The sequence below is a fragment of the Colwellia sp. D2M02 genome (assembly GCF_018860755.1).
Lineage (GTDB): Bacteria > Pseudomonadota > Gammaproteobacteria > Enterobacterales > Alteromonadaceae > Colwellia > Colwellia asteriadis.
In genome coordinates this window covers 82,757-101,568 of the sequence record NZ_JAHKPW010000078.1, presented here as the reverse complement: position 1 = coordinate 101,568, position 18,812 = coordinate 82,757, and the positions used below count along the sequence as shown (strand labels likewise).

General features: G+C 35.9%; 17 protein-coding genes. 7 read left to right on the top strand and 10 right to left on the bottom strand.

What is annotated here, in order from left to right; all coding sequences use genetic code 11:
• Positions 1-374 precede the first annotated feature (374 nt).
• Positions 375-1,088, top strand: coding sequence for a signal peptidase I (gene lepB, locus KO495_RS15540; RefSeq protein WP_215981327.1), 714 nt, complete (start codon positions 375-377; stop codon positions 1,086-1,088).
• A gap of 46 nt (positions 1,089-1,134) precedes the next feature.
• Here lepB and KO495_RS15535 read toward each other — a convergent pair whose 3' ends face one another.
• The 10 genes from KO495_RS15535 to dnaA form a co-directional block, all read right to left on the bottom strand.
• Positions 1,135-2,259 (bottom strand): acyltransferase, encoded by a 1,125-nt coding sequence (locus KO495_RS15535; protein WP_215981326.1) that lies wholly within the window; start codon positions 2,257-2,259, stop codon positions 1,135-1,137.
• Positions 2,260-2,378: 119 nt separating this feature from the next.
• The gene (locus KO495_RS15530; RefSeq protein WP_215981325.1) at positions 2,379-2,978 is read right to left on the bottom strand and encodes an SH3 domain-containing protein; all 600 of its coding nucleotides are present in this window, start codon (positions 2,976-2,978) and stop codon (positions 2,379-2,381) included.
• 268 nt (positions 2,979-3,246) lie between these two features.
• Positions 3,247-3,498 carry a YdcH family protein gene (locus KO495_RS15525; RefSeq protein WP_215981324.1) on the bottom strand — a complete coding sequence of 84 codons (252 nt, stop codon included), beginning with the start codon at positions 3,496-3,498 and terminating at the stop codon, positions 3,247-3,249.
• Between the two features lie 67 nt (positions 3,499-3,565).
• On the bottom strand, positions 3,566-3,898 hold the full coding sequence (locus tag KO495_RS15520) for a TraR/DksA family transcriptional regulator (RefSeq protein ID WP_215981323.1): 333 nt from the start codon (positions 3,896-3,898) through the stop codon (positions 3,566-3,568).
• 182 nt (positions 3,899-4,080) lie between these two features.
• The gene (gene glyS, locus KO495_RS15515; protein ID WP_215981322.1) at positions 4,081-6,147 is read right to left on the bottom strand and encodes a glycine--tRNA ligase subunit beta; all 2,067 of its coding nucleotides are present in this window, start codon (positions 6,145-6,147) and stop codon (positions 4,081-4,083) included.
• Positions 6,147-7,067, bottom strand: coding sequence for a glycine--tRNA ligase subunit alpha (glyQ, locus tag KO495_RS15510; protein ID WP_215981321.1), 921 nt, complete (start codon positions 7,065-7,067; stop codon positions 6,147-6,149). Before glyQ ends, glyS begins: the two co-directional genes overlap by 1 nt.
• A gap of 159 nt (positions 7,068-7,226) precedes the next feature.
• Positions 7,227-9,671, bottom strand: a complete 2,445-nt coding sequence (gyrB, locus tag KO495_RS15505) for a DNA topoisomerase (ATP-hydrolyzing) subunit B (protein WP_215981320.1) — start codon at positions 9,669-9,671, stop codon at positions 7,227-7,229.
• A gap of 72 nt (positions 9,672-9,743) precedes the next feature.
• Entirely contained in the window at positions 9,744-10,853 is a 1,110-nt protein-coding gene (gene recF / locus KO495_RS15500; RefSeq protein WP_215981319.1) for a DNA replication/repair protein RecF, read from the bottom strand.
• Between the two features lie 26 nt (positions 10,854-10,879).
• A complete protein-coding gene (gene dnaN / locus KO495_RS15495; RefSeq protein WP_215981318.1) occupies positions 10,880-11,983 on the bottom strand; it encodes a DNA polymerase III subunit beta in 1,104 nt (367 codons plus the stop codon).
• A 32-nt stretch (positions 11,984-12,015) separates the two neighbouring features.
• Positions 12,016-13,407: a chromosomal replication initiator protein DnaA gene (gene dnaA, locus KO495_RS15490; RefSeq protein ID WP_215981317.1), complete on the bottom strand. Its 1,392-nt coding sequence runs from the start codon at positions 13,405-13,407 to the stop codon at positions 12,016-12,018.
• 431 nt (positions 13,408-13,838) lie between these two features.
• On the opposite strand from dnaA, the gene rpmH reads away from it, so the two are divergent.
• The 6 genes from rpmH to KO495_RS15460 all read left to right on the top strand — a co-directional run bounded on the left by rpmH (position 13,839) and on the right by KO495_RS15460 (position 18,448).
• Positions 13,839-13,973, top strand: coding sequence for a 50S ribosomal protein L34 (gene rpmH, locus KO495_RS15485; protein WP_068547039.1), 135 nt, complete (start codon positions 13,839-13,841; stop codon positions 13,971-13,973).
• Between the two features lie 42 nt (positions 13,974-14,015).
• Positions 14,016-14,402: a ribonuclease P protein component gene (gene rnpA, locus KO495_RS15480; protein WP_215981316.1), complete on the top strand. Its 387-nt coding sequence runs from the start codon at positions 14,016-14,018 to the stop codon at positions 14,400-14,402.
• A complete protein-coding gene (yidD, locus tag KO495_RS15475) occupies positions 14,369-14,617 on the top strand; it encodes a membrane protein insertion efficiency factor YidD (protein WP_215981315.1) in 249 nt (82 codons plus the stop codon). Before rnpA ends, yidD begins: the two co-directional genes overlap by 34 nt.
• A 4-nt stretch (positions 14,618-14,621) precedes the next feature.
• Positions 14,622-16,256, top strand: a complete 1,635-nt coding sequence (gene yidC, locus KO495_RS15470) for a membrane protein insertase YidC (RefSeq protein WP_215981314.1) — start codon at positions 14,622-14,624, stop codon at positions 16,254-16,256.
• A gap of 130 nt (positions 16,257-16,386) precedes the next feature.
• A complete protein-coding gene (gene mnmE, locus KO495_RS15465; RefSeq protein WP_215981313.1) occupies positions 16,387-17,790 on the top strand; it encodes a tRNA uridine-5-carboxymethylaminomethyl(34) synthesis GTPase MnmE in 1,404 nt (467 codons plus the stop codon).
• Positions 17,791-17,980: 190 nt separating this feature from the next.
• Positions 17,981-18,448 (top strand): flavodoxin domain-containing protein, encoded by a 468-nt coding sequence (locus KO495_RS15460; protein ID WP_215981312.1) that lies wholly within the window; start codon positions 17,981-17,983, stop codon positions 18,446-18,448.
• Positions 18,449-18,812: the final 364 nt, after the last annotated feature.

Genomic DNA, 18,812 nt, shown 5'->3' with positions numbered 1-18,812 from the left:
GTAATATCGCGTTGTGTTAAATGAAAAGCCATACTAGGGGAAGCGCATTAGCTTACATCATGTGTTATGGCGCGAGGGGCTGTTGCTCTTTCGAGATTGTTTTTGCAGATTTTTGTTGAACAGTATTTGCTTAGAATGACTAGGCAACACACTGTCCGCCGTGATTAAAACGCTTTTATCTCGAACAAAATTTAACCACGAAAGGTCAATAGCCCCTAAGCAATACTGATATTTACTACATAATATATTCTGCAATTTGTAAGTGAATATGTACTGACGGAACTTTCCATTTTAATCACTGCCATAATTAATACATCACAAGTCACCGACTTTTACCTCAAGTTCTGGTTAGTTAATAAAATGGAGTTAAATTAATGAGATTTATTAAAAATTTTTCACTGCGTCAGTTTTATCAAAACAATAAACAACTATTTTTGTTTATTCTATTAATGTCTGTATTTAGAAGTGCTTTTGCTGATTGGTACACAGTACCTACGGGCTCAATGCAACCCACCATTGAAGAAGGAGATCGTATTGTCGTGAATAAAATGGCTTATGATTTACGGCTGCCCTTTAGCAACGTGTCATTGTTAAATACTGGTGAGCCTAAACACGGTGAGATTATTGTTTTTGAGTCAAAAGCCGCTAATATGCGACTAATTAAACGAGTAGTTGGTTTACCTGGCGATACTATCGCCATGAAAAATGAAGTGCTGTATATCAACGGTATTGCGCAAACATATCAGCGAAGTACTCAAAACAATAATTTAGACAGCAATAGTTCACAAAACAATCATACTCAAAACGCGGTAACGTTACTTAATGAAAATTTAGTGGATATAACACATCAAATTAAAATTGATAATAATGCTAGCAACCAATTAAGTAGTTTTGGCCCAGTTATTGTTCCTCAAGGGCATTATTTAGTACTGGGTGACAATCGCAGACATAGTGCAGACTCACGTGTTTATGGTTTTGTACCGCGAGAAGAATTAAAAGGTAAAGCCACCGCAATTGCTTTTTCTGTTGATTACGACAATTACTACTTACCTAAAAAAGAACGCTTCTTTCAAAGCCTGTACCTGTAGTGTAAGCGGTTAAAAAACTCTGTGTAAGTCGCTTATTATAAGCCACTTACACAATACTATTTTTAGCTTTTAAACCAAACAGAAACCTTAAAGTATTTGATGGTTTAATCATAAACCAACAAATTCCGCTGGTGACTAAAAGCGACAAAACAAAAAGAACAATAAGCTTTAACAATATTGGTGCTTGCCATGCGATAACGTAATAGCCTATCACCACAATCACAGTTTGATGAAAAATGTAAAAAGGGTAAATCAACTCATTACTTAGGCTTAACCATCTCGGTGTTTGGGTAAAGTACGACTGCGCATAACCTAAAATAGTTAAAAAAGCAGACCATGCAACTAAGCAACAAACCAGCCACCAAATAGACCAGCGCATATTCAATGACAAATATTCACTCAAGTCAGGAGAATAGTAATACGAGTAAAAAAGTACCGTACTAAATACTAATAACATTAAATTATAAAATCGTTGTTCATATATTGCTTGCCAGATAACCTTACTGCGGACAAAAAGCATACCGGCAATAAAGAAGAAAAAATAGAAAGCTGAAGAAGATAGGTTTTCTATCTTGTTATCGTCACCTGGAAACGTTAACGAAAAATACACTTTTATGATTATTAACAATATTACCAGTAGGTACAGACCTACGTTGTGTTTTGCTAATGTTTGTACAAAATTAACTATTAATGTACCTACAGGCGAGTTAAACAGTTTATTTAATGGGATAGCAAGTAAGAAAAATACAAAAAGGTACTCTATAAACCAAAGGTGATTAGTTTCAAATTTTAAGGCAAGTGCTGGGTATTCTTGCCAACATGATTGCATCTCAGCAATATTTTCAATATAAATTTGTGGAGGGATCACTACTAAAGAGCTAACCAGAAGAGGAATAAATAACCTTAAAAATTTATCCTTAATAAATTTCACTACCGTGACTTTAGCTAGCAAAATGACAGAGCCGACACCTGAAATGAAAAACAGTATTGGTAGTCTAAACTGTTCAAAGTACACCATAATATCATCGAGTAGCTTACTCGAGTCGTTATTCATAATGTGCCAATTATCGCCATTAAAAGGCATACAGACATGGTGAAGGAATACGGCAAAAATCAATATCACCCGTAACCAATCTAATTCAGAAAACCTTACAGCGCTTTTCAATTCCATTTAATAACCTTAAAACTTATCAGGTGCACGATCTGTGTGGCTTATCTTATAACGCCATATTAAGCGGTTAAGTTATAGTTGGCTAAAAAGAAGCACAATCAACTGTTTTTATACGTTTATTAACCTCTTGTATCGCAAACATAGGTAACAAGGTCACTTTTACTTGAACCAAAAACAATTTTTGTCCATTTACTGGGTTTGTCCTTTGCGAACTCAAAGTATTCTATATGTCTTTCCGTATAGTCAAGCACCCTATATTGCTTATTAGCACAGTTAATTTCTGTTTTAGTATAACCAGAGTTATTTTTACCTATTCTTTGATGAATCGTAATAAATGTATTTTCAGTTTTTTCTATATAAACTAAAAAATATTTCCCTAGATCGCTATAAGTTCGAATAATATGTTCATTAATCATATTGTTTTCATATTTTGATTTCAGCCGTTCTGGTTGTTTTGAGGTAACAAAGTCGCTAAAGATCCATTCCGAAAAGACTTCAGTGCTATTTGTATAATCAGCTATCCTAGCCCAATCGCCACGAAACTCTTCAATTATCACCATTTGCCTAAATATCTTAGTTCCCACGATTTTAGAATGAGAACTTGGTGACTCCCTTACATTTAATTTATCTACTTTTACATAATTCCACCCCAACTTTAACTCGTTTGAAAAAGCTTGAAGTGAAATTAAATATAAAAATAAAACAATAACTTTGATCATTTTTACTCCGTTAAAAATAAAGGTCATGGATGGAATATCTAAATACTTATTAGGTTGAAAACACACGCCCTTAACATGAGAACACCTATGTTTAGGTTTATACCTCCTTGACACTACTCGATTGTTACCATGAGTTCAATGAGTTATCGAATCAGTTACCCTTTCTCTTTTCGACTTACATCAAGGCAACAAAAAGGCCCGCTAATGACACTGTAGTCACTAGCGAGCCTAATATAACCGAGTTAAGGTTAATATAATTTTTGCTAATTTATGCCGTTACTTGTGCTTTTTTTAGCATAATAAAAAGGTTGTCTTTTAAGTTTAAGCGCTCTTTTTTCTTACCTTCTAAATATTCATCACTTGTATTTTCAACACCCTGCTCGATACGGTGAACTTCTTGATCAATATCATGATACTCGGCAAATAAACGCGCAAAGTGATTGTCGTTCATTTTAAGGTGATGAATTTCGTCAGTAAACTCTGGAAACTCGTGGTGTAAATCGTGTTTTTCTAATGTCATGTTTTTCTCCTAATCATTCTTTTTATTTTCTCAGTGTTCTTTTTAAATTTATTACTCGCGTTTTTACTTATACCGCACAGTGAATACAAGTTGTTGTATAAGGTATGGCATTTAACCTATCTGGATTAATTGCCTCTTCGCATTGGCTACACTGGCCATAAAGTCCCTGTTCTATTCTACTGAGTGTATCGTTAATAAGCTTAAGTTCAGCTTTTGCTTCATGATGAATTTCATCTAAAACATCGTCATTTTCTGTTTCGGTCGCTTGCTCTGAAAAGTCTTGTGAACGTCCTTTATGAAAATCAGCCTCAATAGCACTAATGCGTTTACTTAACTGCGCTTTCTTCTCATTGAGTAATTTAGCTACCGCTTTGGTAGTAATAATTTCTTCAGTGCTCATAGTTACCTCACTAACATCTATGTCGTGTTATTTTTGCTCTATAAACACTGTACGCCTTTGGTTAATTGAGTTGTTGATCTAGCTCAACAAATAAACCATCTGATAGCTTATTTCCTCACTTTTCTTCAGGCATAAAAAAAGGCCATGTTGCCATGACCTTTTCAGTTTATTTAACGGTTATGCTACTGGAGCACTGAAATATCGGCAATAGCAAAGAAGCTATTTCTAATTTCGTTAAGTAAGGTTAAGCGGTTAATTTTAACTGCTTCATCATCACTCATCACCATAACATTATCGAAGAAGGTATCGATAGGTGCTTTTAATGCTGCTAGTTCAGTTAGTGCGGCCTGATAGTTTTTATCTGCCATTAATGGCGCTACTTTTAAACTTATTTTTTGGTAAACATCTGCTAAATCGCGTTCTGCTTGCTCACTTGCTAATTCAAGATTAAATACTTGATATAGCTCACCGTCAAATTTCGCTAAGATATTACCTACACGTTTATTGGCTGCGGCTAATGTTGCTGCTTCAGCAAGTTCACCAAAGTAAGTTACCGCTTTGATACGTTTTTCAAAATCAAGTGGTGCACTTGGCTTTTTAGCGAGTACAGCTTGAATAACGTCAACACTAATACCTTGCTCTTGATAGAAAGCACGGAAACGACCCATGATGAAGTCAAGCACATCGTTAGCCGTGTTATTGTTTACTAACTTGTCACCGAAAAGTTCGATACTCTTGTTAATAAGCGATAACAGGTCTAAATCAAGCTGTTTTTCAATAATGATACGTATACAACCAATTGCTGCTCTTCGTAGCGCAAATGGGTCTTTATCGCCCTTAGGTGGCTGATTAATGCCAAAGATACCAACAAGGCTGTCTATTTTGTCACTAATGGCAACTGCACAACCAATATTAGCTTCTGGTAAGCTGTCACCAGCAAAACGTGGGCGATATTGATCTTCTAATGCTTGTGCTATGTTGTTATTTTCACCATCGTGTAGTGCATAGTACTTACCCATAGTGCCCTGCACTTGTGGGAATTCTAATACCATTTCAGACATTAAATCTGTTTTACTCAACAAACCTGCTCGGTAAGCATCTGCTGAGTTTTCACTTAATTGCTCGGCAATGTATTGGCTCAGTGATGCTATACGTTCAGACTTTGCTTTTAGTGTGCCTAATTGCTTTTGGAAAAGCACGGATTCTAAGCTGGCTAGTCTTGACTCTAAACTTTGCTTTTTATCCGTTTTAAAGAAAAACTCTGCATCAGCTAAACGCGGACGAATAACTTTTTCATTACCAAAGATAACCGCGTTAGGCTCTTTTGATTCAATGTTGGCAACAAAAATAAATTTGTTAACTAGCTCACCCGCTTTATCCGTTACAGGAAAATACTTTTGGTGATCTTTCATTGAGTAAATTAACGGTTCAGCTGGTACATTTAAAAAATCTTCATCAAATGTACCAACTAATGTTACAGGCCACTCAACTAAAGCCGTTACTTCATTAAGTAACTCTTCATCAATTAATGCTACGGCACCAATATTTTGTGCTGCTGCTTCAATTTGTTTAACAATTTGTGCTTGGCGCTCACCAAAGTCGACAACTACGTGTGCTGACTTTAATACCGCTTGATAGTCATTAGCATGTTCAAGTGTTACTAAACCTTCACTATGAAATCTATGACCTTGTAATTGATTGCTTGAGCTAACACCAAGCGCTTCACCGGCAATAATATTACGGCCAAATAGCATAGTTAATGTATGCACAGGACGAATAAATTGAATACGCTCATTACCCCAACGCATTGGTTTAGCAATAGGTAGTTTGTTTAGCGCTGTTGTTACCATGTCAGGAATAAGCTCTTCAACGCTTTTACCAGCAACGGTTGCGCGGTAAAGCAACCACTCGCCTTTATCAGTAGTTAAACGTTCTGCTTCTTCTACCGTAATACCGTTTGAACGTGCCCAACCTTGTGCCGCTTTACTGGCATTACCTGCATCGTCAAATGCTACATTTACTGCTGGACCACGTTTTTCTACGATTTTATCTTGCTGCTTAGTAACCAAATCAATAACTTGAACAGCTAATCGACGTGGTGTAGCAAACCATTTAATTTCACTATAGCTCAAGTCACTACTGTCTAACTGGGTTTTAATGCCGTCATAAAATGCTGTAGCTAAAGTTTTAAGTGACTTTGGTGGTAATTCTTCAGTACCAAGTTCAATAAGGAGTGTTTCTGTGGTCATTATTTCTCTCCTTTCGTTGAGCTGTCTTTGCATAAAGGGAAACCAAGTTCTTCACGTTTTGCATAATAAGCCTGCGCACAAGCTTTAGATAAAGTACGTACACGTAAAATATAACGTTGGCGTTCTGTTACGGAAATGGCATGACGCGCATCAAGTAAGTTAAAGGCATGAGAGGCTTTCATTACTTGCTCATATGCCGGTAATGGTAAGTTTGCCTCAATTAATTTTTCGCTGTCTTTTTCACATTGATCAAATTGCTTAAATAAAGCATCAACATCAGCATGCTCAAAGTTATAAGTTGATTGTTCAACTTCATTTTGGTGGAAAATATCACGATAATAAACGGTACCTAATGGGCCGTCTGTCCACACTAAGTCATAAATACTATCTACATTTTGAATGTACATAGCTAAACGCTCTAAGCCGTAAGTAATTTCGCCAGTTACAGGCGTACACTCTAAACCACCTACCTGTTGGAAATAAGTAAACTGCGTGATTTCCATGCCGTTAAGCCAAATTTCCCAACCTAAACCCCAAGCACCTAATGTTGGCGATTCCCAGTTATCTTCAACAAAACGAATATCATGCACTAAAGGGTCTATACCTAGCTCTTTTAATGAGTTTAGGTAAAGCTCTTGGATATTTTTTGGTGATGGTTTTAGCATTACTTGAAATTGATAATAGTGCTGCAAGCGATTTGGGTTTTCACCATAACGACCATCAGTAGGACGACGACATGGTTGTACATAAGCACTGCTCATTGGCTCAGGTCCAATTGAACGTAAGAAAGTCATTGGGTGGAAAGTACCAGCCCCTACTTCTAGGTCTAATGGCTGTACTATTACACAACCTTGACGTGACCAATAGTCTTGCAGCTGCAAGATTAGGCCTTGAAAAGTTTTACTGTTGTAAGTTGTCATGGTTTTTAAATTCACTTTTATCTAAAGTTGTTTTCATCACAGAATGTTATCGATTATAGCGTTACTAGAGTATTTAATCTAATCGATAACATTATCAAATTGTACTTAAAAAAACGCCCGATACGATGACCGGGCATATTAAACTTTATTTATTTTAGATTAAACATCTAAGTTAGAAACACGTAATGCGTTATCTTCAATAAAGTTTCTTCGCGGCTCTACATGATCACCCATAAGGGTTGTGAATAACTGATCAGCAGCAATAGCATCTTCAATAGTCACTTGTAGCATGCGGCGAGTTTCAGGGTCCATAGTTGTTTCCCAAAGTTGCTCAGGGTTCATCTCACCTAACCCTTTATAACGTTGGATATATTGGCCACGTTTTGACTCTGCCATTAACCATTCTAATGCGTCTTCAAAGCTTGATGCCGGAGTAGTTTTTTCACCACGTTTTACATACGCGCCATCTTCCATTAAGCCATTTATAGATTCATTCAGTGATTGAATTGATACGAACTCTTTTGACTCAATAAAATCATAACCACAACTATAAGGCGTATCGATACCATGTTTACGCACATTAAATTTAGGGTAATAAATATTACGTTCAGGATCGAGTTCAACAGTTACGGTATAAATAGAGCCATTACCATCTTGGTTTTCAAGTTGAGAAATCAAACTATGAGTCCACTCTTCTACTTTAGCTTTATCATTAAAATCATCTTTATTGATAATATTGCTATAAACCATTTTCTCAAGAATATCTGCTGGGATTTGTCTTGATATACGTTTAATAGTTTCCATGGTAGCACGGTACTGTTTAACTAATTGCTCTAAACCGACACCAGAAATAGCTGGTGCTTGTTCATTAACATGTATAGATGCACTATCTAATGCTAAGGTAGTTAAGTATTCAGTTAATGCTTCGTCGTCTTTTATATAACGCTCTTGCTTACCTTTTTTAACTTTATAAAGTGGTGGCTGTGCAATATAGATATGACCACGTTCCATAATTTCTGGCATTTGGCGATAGAAAAATGTCAGTAATAGAGTACGAATATGAGAACCATCGACATCAGCATCGGTCATGATGATAATACTATGATAACGTAGTTTTTCAGGGTCATACTCATCTCGACCAATACCACAACCTAGCGCGGTAATTAAAGTACCAACCTCTTGTGATGATATCATTTTATCAAAACGTGCTTTTTCAACGTTAAGAATTTTACCTTTCAATGGTAATATTGCTTGGTTTTTACGATTTCGTCCCTGCTTGGCTGAACCACCAGCAGAGTCCCCTTCCACAATATATATTTCAGAAAGTGCAGGATCTTTTTCCTGACAATCAGCTAACTTACCTGGTAAGCCAGCAATATCTAAAACACCTTTACGACGAGTCATTTCACGAGCTTTACGAGCCGCTTCACGTGCTCTTGCTGCATCAACTATTTTCATAATAATAGTACGAGCAATAGCAGGGTTTTCTAATAAGTATTCACCTAACTTCTCACCCATTGCTTGCTCAACAGCTGTTTTAACTTCTGAAGAAACTAGCTTATCTTTAGTTTGTGAAGAGAATTTAGGGTCTGGAACTTTAACTGAAATAACTGCAGTTAAGCCTTCACGAGCATCATCACCCGTCGCATTAGTTTCAGTATTACCACCTTTTTTAGACTTATTTAAACCTTCTTTGGTCATATAAGAATTTAAGGTTCTAGTTAATGCTGTTCTAAAGCCACTTAAATGGGTACCACCATCCTTTTGCGGGATGTTATTAGTAAAACAAAATATATTTTCTTGGAAACCATCATTCCACTGCATTGCAACTTCAACGACGATGCCATCTTCACGTGCTAGATCAAAATAGAATATTTCATCATTTACGGCCGTTTTATTGGTATTTAAATAATCAACAAACGCTTGAATACCACCGTCATAATGGAAGTGGTCTTCTCGGCCTTCTTCACGTTGGTCAATTAAACGAATAGAAATGCCCGAGTTTAAGAATGATAGTTCACGAATTCTTTTAACTAAAATATCGTAATGAAATAATACGTCAGTAAAGGTTTCACTACTTGGCCAAAAACGAACTTCTGTTCCGGTGTTTTCACTTTCACCTACAGCCGTTAATGGTGAAACTGGTTCACCCATATTATAAAACTGTTCGTATAGTTTGCCGTCACGTCTGATATTTAGCTTCAGTTTTTCACTTAATGCATTTACAACAGAAATACCAACACCATGTAAACCACCTGAAACTTTATAGCCTGAGTCTTCACCACCAAATTTACCACCAGCATGTAATACTGTCATGATAACTTCTGCAGCTGAAACACCTTCTTCTTCATGAATTTCAGTTGGAATACCACGGCCATCATCTTTAACAGATACTGAACCATCAAGATGAATGGTTACTATTATATCTTTACAGTGACCAGCTAATGCCTCATCAATTGAGTTATCTAGTACTTCAAAAACCATATGATGTAAACCGGTGCCATCATCTGTGTCACCAATATACATGCCTGGTCTTTTTCGTACTGCATCAAGTCCTTTTAGTACTTTAATACTGGACGAGCCATAATCATTTTCTACTGTCATAGTTTTAGCCTATTCACTCATTGCTTTTTAGTTCTAAATTGGTATTTGCTAAATGTACCTGCAAAATGCATTTTATTTTTCAACAACATCACCCTGTTTCACGTGAAACATTTTATATTTATCCTCTTTATTGCTACCTGAATTTTCTTCAAATAACGATATAAAAGGAGCTAAAACATTTTCCTCTATTGCCGTAATTATAACTTGGCAATCTAAATGATTAATTGCTTTAGCCAATGATAAACGAGAATTAACATCTAACTCTGCGCCAATATCATCAATTAATAAAATTGGTTTTACTCGATTAACTCGTGAAATTAATTTTGCTTGAGCAAAAGTTAACGCCAGTAAAAACAACTTTTGTTGTCCTCTTGAAAGCTGAGTATCTATAACTTGCTTCCCTAAGAGAAATTTAACATCAAACTTATGTGCACCATATAAGCTATAACCATAGCTTTTTTCACGCTCAAAATTTTTATCTAATACTTCAGATAGTTCTTTTGCTTGTGGCCACCCTTGTAGATATTGCACATTAACTAAATCAACAAGCTCTGGTAATAATAACGCTAACCAAACTCGTAACTCTTTAATAAGGCTCTCTACATAAGTCTGTCTCACATGAGCAACTTTAACAGAGAGCTCACAAAAAACAGTAGACCAATAAGACAGTATTGCTTTATCTGTACCTGATCTTATACACGCATTACGCTGTTTAAGTACCCGTGAAAACTCTCGCCATTGATGAGAAAAGTCCTGTTTCACGTGAAACATCCCTAAATCAATAAAACGTCTACGTTCTTTAGGACCACCAAAAAACAACTTAAAGCTTTCAGGTGTAATGATTTGCACGGCTATATTACTAGCTAAATCAGATAATCGCGTATGTCTGTCGCCATTAATCTTAATATTCGTTATGCCTAAGCGTATATCCTTACTCAAACCTAACTGTAAGTCATTGTTATCTTTAACACTTACGGTAAAAGCATCTTCATTGTAACACGCTAAATGTTCTATTTTACTGGTTCTGAATGACTTGCCATGACCAATAAAAAAAATAGCTTCTAATAAACTACTTTTACCGCTGCCATTATCTCCTAGAATGAAGTTTAATTCTGGGTGTAGGCTTATTGACTTGGTAGCTAAATTACGAAAATTTTGTACTATTAATTTAGCTACACTCATCTAATGCTATGGCTACTATAAACTAATTACAAGCGCATAGGCATAACTACATATAATGCCTCACCTGAATTACTACCTTCAATAATGACACTGCTATTAGCATCTGCTAGCGTAAATTTAACACTTTCATCTTTTATTGCACTTAATACATCAAGTACATAGCTAACATTAAAACCTATTTCTAAATCATCATATGGGAAGTTGATTTCAATTTCTTCTTCAGCTTGTTCTTGCTCTGGGTTGTTTGCAGTAATTTTAAGTAATGAATGACTAAAGTTAAGACGTACACCTTTAAATTTTTCATTAGATAAAATAGATGCGCGTGATAACACTTGTCTTAGCTGGTCTTTATTCGTTTCAAATACTTTGTCACCATTACGCGGTAATACTCTGCGGTAATCAGGAAAACGGCCATCAACCAATTTACTAGTAAATGAAAATTCTTGATCAATAATGCGAATATGATTTGAACCTAAAAATACTTGTACTTCTTCTTCAACCGGAGACAACAGTCGGATAATTTCTAAAATACCCTTACGCGGTACAATAACTTGTCTCGTTGGCAACGCTAACGAATCATTACTTATTTTACAAATAGCTAAACGGTGACCATCTGTAGCAACAGAGCGTATTTCATTACCCTCACTTTCTATCGACATACCATTTAAATAGTAACGAACATCTTGGTTGGCCATTGAGAAATGGGTACTTTCTATTAAGCGAAGTAATTCAGATTTGAATAATTTAAATTCAACATCACCCTGCCATTGCTCTATATTTGGGAAATCGTTCGCTGGTAATGTTGAAAGAGAGTAACGACTACGCCCTGAAGATAACTTAATAGTATCTTCACTGGCTGAAAAAGTTATCTCTGAGTTTTCAGGTAAGCTCTTACATATATCAAGCAATTTTCTCGCCGGAATAGTTACTTTTCCATCTTCGCCTTGGTTATCAATTATGGCAGATGACACCATTTCAAGCTCTAAATCTGTAGCGGTTAAGGTAAGTGATTGACCACTTACTTCAAAAAGAATATTACCTAGAATTGGTAATGTACTCTTGCGCTCGACAGCACCTGAAACCAATAATAATGGTTTTAGTAACAATTCCCTATTAAGTGAAAACTTCATTTTTATACCTATGTAAGTATTAAGTTTTATTATTATGACGAAAGCGTTCTGATTAAGTTTGAATAATCTTCTTTAATATCATGCGTCTCTTCTCGCAATGATTTTACCTTACGACAAGCATGTAATACAGTAGTATGATCTCTACCGCCAAAAGCATCGCCAATTTCTGGCAAGCTATGGTTTGTTAATTCTTTAGATAATGCCATTGCTATCTGTCTAGGTCTAGCAACAGATCGGTTTCTTCGCTTAGATAATAAGTCAGCCACTTTTATTTTATAATATTCAGCAACAGTGCGTTGAATATTATCAATAGTCACCAGCTTATCTTGTAGCGCTAAAAGATCTCGAAGTGCTTCTCTAACAAAATCTATGGTAATAGCACGACCAGTAAAATTAGCATTTGCAATAACGCGGTTTAAAGCACCTTCAAGTTCACGAACATTTGATCGTAAACGCTTAGCAATAAAGAAGGCGACTTCATCGGCTAAGTTAATACTGCTTTCTTGCGCTTTACGCTTAAGAATGGCAACACGTGTTTCTAACTCTGGAGGCTCTATCGCTAAGGTTAAACCCCAGCCAAAGCGAGATTTTAAACGATCATCAACACCGTCAATTTCTTTAGGATAACGATCACTGGTTAGGATCACTTGTTGATTACCTTCTAATAAGGCATTAAAAGTGTGAAAAAACTCTTCTTGAGTTCGTTCTTTACCAGCAAAAAATTGAATATCATCAATAAGTAATGCATCAACACTACGATAATATTGCTTAAATTTTTCCATCGCATTATTTTGTAACGCACGCACCATATCTTGAACAAAGCGCTCAGAATGCATGTAGGCAATTTTAGCATTAGGTTTATTGAGTAGTATTCCATTACCTACGGCATGTAATAAATGGGTTTTACCTAAGCCCGTTCCACCATAAATAAATAATGGGTTATAAGCGGCACCAGGATTATCGGCCACTTGAGAAGCAGCAGCACGCGCAAGTTGGTTTGATTTACCTTCAACAAAATTATCAAAAGTATAATTAACACGAACATTGGTTTTTTTAGGAATATTACTTTCAGGCTCTGAAGGTTTTTCTGAAGTGACTTTAGGAGCAAAAAGCGCTTCATTAGTATTATTTGAATAATTAGCAGGGCTACTACTCGCACCAACACTGCTTTGATCTATAGGTTTACTACCAACATCAAAACGAAGTAATAAAGGATTAGAACTTTCGTTTATGGTAAGTAACTCATTGATACGATTTACATATTTGTCTCTAACCCAGTCAAGCACAAAACGATTAGGTGCATATAATGTCATGATGTTTTCATCAATAACGCACTGTAATGGGCGGATCCACATACTAAATTGTTGAGCAGGCAACTCTTCTTGTAAAACAGATAGGCAACGTTGCCAAGGTGAAAGATCCAACCAGAACTCCAAAGGTAAACAAATATTTTTATTATCTTTCGCTATTATCTATGGAGTTATCCACAAGTGCAATATTGACTTTTGATATTTCTTTATTTATTAAATACAAAAACAAACAAGTCAATATATAACAACAACTTAAAATAAAAAATATGCTTGTAAATATCAAAGGAAAAATCAATAGTGATGATGACTTTTTAACCTTGTTATGAGAATAGTTATTACGTTAATAAAACAGTAGTGTGATAAAACTGTGGATATAGTACCAAATAAGCTAAGATCCTTAAAATAAAATGAGGATCATCGTTAAAATAGGTTGTATAAACGATTGACAAATAGTCAAGAAAGCTTTAATATTCGCCCTCTTTTTTTAGACCTGTGTGCTCAAACGGCTGTTTTGCCAGGGCAACAACAACCGACGGATTAGCGTAATGAAAAGAACATTTCAACCTAGCGTACTAAAGCGTAAGCGTAACCACGGATTCCGTGCTCGCATGGCAACTAAAAATGGCCGTGCTGTAATTGCTCGTCGCCGTGCAAAAGGCCGTGCTAAGCTTAGTGCTTAATCACTTCTTGTTTTCAAGACTTGATAATAAGGTAGCCTAACTATGGTTACTTATAAATTTAATCGGGAGTCACGTTTGTTGACTCCCGGTCATTTTCAAGCGGTATTTTCTGAACCTACTCGCTTTGGCTCTCGCCACTTTACTTTGTTAATAACAAAGTCTAAAAAAACTCCCTCAATTGTTGATAATAATTCTACGGCAAATAATCGTTTAGGATTAGCTATTGCTAAAAAACGTGTAAAACTTGCTGTGCAACGAAATAGAATTAAACGACAAATCAGAGAAAGCTTTCGCCTTAATCAGCATAATTTACCTGATATCGATATAGTCGTTATGGTAAAATCTGGTATTGATCAGCTTGACAATAAAGCTATTAACCAAGAATTAGAAAAAATATGGCGAAAAATAATTCAACGCCACAAAAACTAATAATAACCATTATAAGAGGCTATCAACGCTTTATTAGCCCATTATTAGGCTCTAATTGTCGGTTTCAACCAACCTGCTCTACCTATGCTATTGAAGCAGTTAATCGCTTTGGAGTATTAAAAGGTTGTTGGTTAGCAGCTAAACGTATATTAAGATGTCATCCACTTAACGCAGGGGGCGATGATCCCGTGCCAACCCAAAAAAAAGAGAAGTAATTTTATGGAATCCCAACGCAGTCTACTTTTTATTGCGCTTATGGTTGTTACCTACTTACTATTTAGTCAGTGGCAAGCAGAAAGAGCTCCTGCTCCCCAGCCTGTAACGGTCAGTCAAGAACAAAACAATACTGATGCAAGTGCTGATTTTGTGCCTGAATCATCAAGTACGCTAGATAATATTACTCAACCTTTGGCGGTAAGTGCCAAATTAATTACAGTTGCTACTGATGCCTTTACTGTAAAAATTAATAGTCAAGGTGGTGACATTGTTGAAGTTAAGCTAAATAAATACGACACCGAGCAAGGTAATGGTATTCCATATACGCTTATGCAAAATGGTGATCGTAAATATATTGCGCAAAGTGGTTTAACAGGTGCTAATGGTGTTGACCGAGTGGTTAAAGGTCGCCCTATTTATACAAGTGCGCAAAGCAATTATGAATTAACTGATGATAGTTTAAGCGTTGATTTAGCATTTCAAGATGATAATGGTTTATTTGTTATCAAACGTTTTACTTTTAAAGAAAACAGCTACCGCATAGATGTTGATTATATTGTCACTAACAATACTGCAAATAGCGTATCAGTTCAGATGTATGGTCAGCTAAAACAATCTACTATAGTTTCTGAAGCAGCTAGCATGATGTTACCTACTTACCGTGGTGCTGCATTCTCTACAACTGAAGACCGTTATGAAAAATATGATTTTGACGATATTCAAGAAGCCAACCTAAACAAAGCTACTACTGGTGGTTGGGTTGCTATGCTTGAACATTATTTTGTATCTGCTTGGGTACCTAATGCTGCAAGCACTAACGAATTATATACAACATACAGTAACAGCCATGAAGCTGTAGTTGGCTTCAAATCTCCTGCAATCACAATTGACGCCGGTCAAGAAGAAACAACTTCAGCTATTTTTTATGTGGGCCCTAAAGACCAATATGTACTTGACGATATTGCTGAAAATTTAGGCTTAACAATTGATTACGGCTTCTTATTTATGATCAGTAAGCCATTGTTCTGGTTACTATTAACTATACAAAGTTTTGTGGTTAACTGGGGTGTGGCAATTATCATCATTACCTTAATTGTTAAAGGTGTGATGTACCCATTAACCAAAGCGCAATATACTTCAATGGCTAAAATGCGCGACTTAGCACCTAAAATGGCGCAATTAAAAGAGCGTTTTGGTGATGACAGACAAAAAATGTCACAAGCCACAATGGAAATGTACCGCAAAGAAAAAGTAAACCCAGCCGGTGGTTGTTTGCCATTATTATTACAAATGCCAATTTTCTTAGCGCTTTACTGGGTATTTTTAGAAAGTGTTGAATTACGTCACGCACCATTTGTATTTTGGATTCAAGATTTATCAGCAATGGATCCATACTTTGTACTACCTATTTTAATGGGTGTAAGTATGTACGTTATGCAAAAAATGCAACCGATGACTATTCAAGATCCAATGCAACAAAAAATAATGCAATACATGCCTGTAGTATTCTCAATATTTATGGCTTGGTTCCCGTCTGGTTTAGTACTGTACTGGTTAATCAGTAACGTAGTTTCTATTGTTCAGATGAAGATTATATTTAAAGGCATTGAAGATAAAAAATTAGCTAACGCAAAATAGCTACTTTATAGCCCAATCTAATTGCTGATATTAAAGGCGACCATTTGTATAAAATGGTCGCCTTTTTCTATTTGGATTTTTTATAGTAAAATATAAATAATTCGATTACTTAAATCACACTAAGCAGCCCATGACCTCTATTTCAAAGCAAAGTACAATTGCAGCACAAGCAACCGCACCAGGACGTGGTGGTGTTGGTATTATTCGCGTTTCAGGCCCAGAAGCCAAAAACGTAGCACAAGCCGTATTAGGCAAAATTCCTGAAATAAGAAAGGCTGAGTACCTGCCCTTTTTAGATGAAAACCAACAAGTACTAGACCAAGGTATCGCTTTATTCTTTAAAGGGCCAAACTCATTTACCGGTGAAGATGTTATCGAGTTTCAAGGTCACGGTGGCCCAGTAGTATTAGATATGCTGTTAAAAGCAATATTAAGCCTACCTAAAATAAAAATGGCAAAGCCAGGTGAGTTTAGTGAACAGGCGTTTTTAAATGACAAACTAGACCTTACACAAGCAGAAGCAATTGCAGATTTAATTAATTCAAGCTCAGAGCAAGCAGCCCGTTCAGCGCTAAACTCACTGCAAGGTGAATTTTCAAAATTAGTAAATGACATGGTAGAAAGTATCATTCATTTACGAATGTATGTTGAAGCTGCTATTGATTTTCCCGAAGAAGAAATTGACTTTTTAGCTGATAAAAAAATAGTAACAGATTTAAAAAACATTATTAGTAATGTTGAAAAAGTACGTAAGCAAGCGCAACAAGGCAGTATTATTCGTGAAGGTATGCGAGTAGTTATTGCCGGTAAACCTAATGCAGGTAAATCAAGTTTATTAAATGCCTTAAGTGGCAAAGAAAGCGCCATAGTTACCGACATTGCAGGTACTACTCGCGATGTACTCGCTGAACAAATACATATTGACGGTATGCCATTGCATATTATTGATACCGCAGGTTTACGTGATAGTGACGATAAAGTAGAGCAAATAGGTATAGAGCGCGCTTGGCAAGAAATTAAGCAAGCTGACCGTGTTTTATTAATGGTAGATGGCAGTGAAAACCATAGTGTCGTTGAAGACGAGCAAGATATTAAAAACTACTACCCTGAGTTTTTTGAATTACTCCCTGAAAATATTGGCTTAACGTTAATTCGCAATAAAGCCGACGTGAATAACAATGATACTGGCTTTCAGCAGTTCACCGATAGTGATAATAAAGATCATACTGTTATCACTTTATCAGCCAAAACAGGTGATGGCGTAGATAGCCTAAAAGAGCACTTAAAAGCAATCATGGGTTACCAAGGTAGCGTAGAAGGCAGCTTTATGGCCAGAAGACGTCATTTAGCCGCTTTAGACAACACACATCAACACTTACTTACCGGGTTAGAACAATTAGAATCTTATGTTGCTGGTGAAATACTTGCTGAAGAGTTAAGAATTTGCCAACAAGAACTTGATCAAATTACCGGTGAATTCACCAGCGATGATTTGTTAGGAAAAATATTTTCATCGTTCTGTATTGGTAAATAACCTGAGCTTGAGTTAGTTAGCCAACCCCCCCTTCAATAAAACGCTTAAACTATAAAACTCGCCCTGAATTAAACTAAATTCAGGGCTTCCCTCTTAACAATGCTCTTCATAAAAAGTTAAATAACCCGCTTGTTTATCACCCTTTAAGTAATACAATAGCTGCAATTATTATTACTCAAAGACCCTTATTATGAGCTCAATTCAAATCATTGTTGGTAGTATGTTAGGTACTAGTGAATACGTTGCCGAAGCATGTGAAGAAACATTAAACGCACTAGATCATCACGTTAATGTTCACCTAAAACCTGATCTAAACACCATAATTTCAGAAACTTTTGCTGAAAAAAACAACGAAAATAACATTTGGATCATTTGTACCTCCACTCATGGAGCCGGCGACTTTCCTGACAATATTGTTCAATTTGTTAGTGATCTTAAAGAATGTGATCAAGATCTATCCACCGTTAAGTTTTTAACTATTGGGATCGGAGACTCAAACTACGATACCTTTTGCTACGCCGCTAAAAACATAACAAATCAATTGAAATCAATAGGTTGTAAAGAAATAGTAGCAATTAAAGAGTTAGATATGTCTTTAGATATAGATCCAGAAGATCTTGCGCAACAGTGGATAAAGCAAAATAGCGATCAACTTTAGATCAGTTACACATAACTTACTAACAATTTACGATCTAAAAAATAGCTATTGTGGATAAAACTGTGATCAAGCAGTTATTTTTCTATTATTATTCAGTGTATGAAATAAAAAAAATATCACCCTGTGTATAAGTATCCCTTTTGATCAGAGCTTATTTGCCAACTGATCAAGGTTTGATCACAACATTAAGTGATCTCTTAACTATTAATATATAAAGGAAAATATCACTTACCCACAGAAATAAAGGATCTTAATAGTAAATAACAATAAGATCTCTATAAAGATCTCTTTTATATATTAAAGATCTACCCCGATCTTTTTTTACGTATTTGATCGTATCCCTAGAGAGAAAAAAACGGTAAAA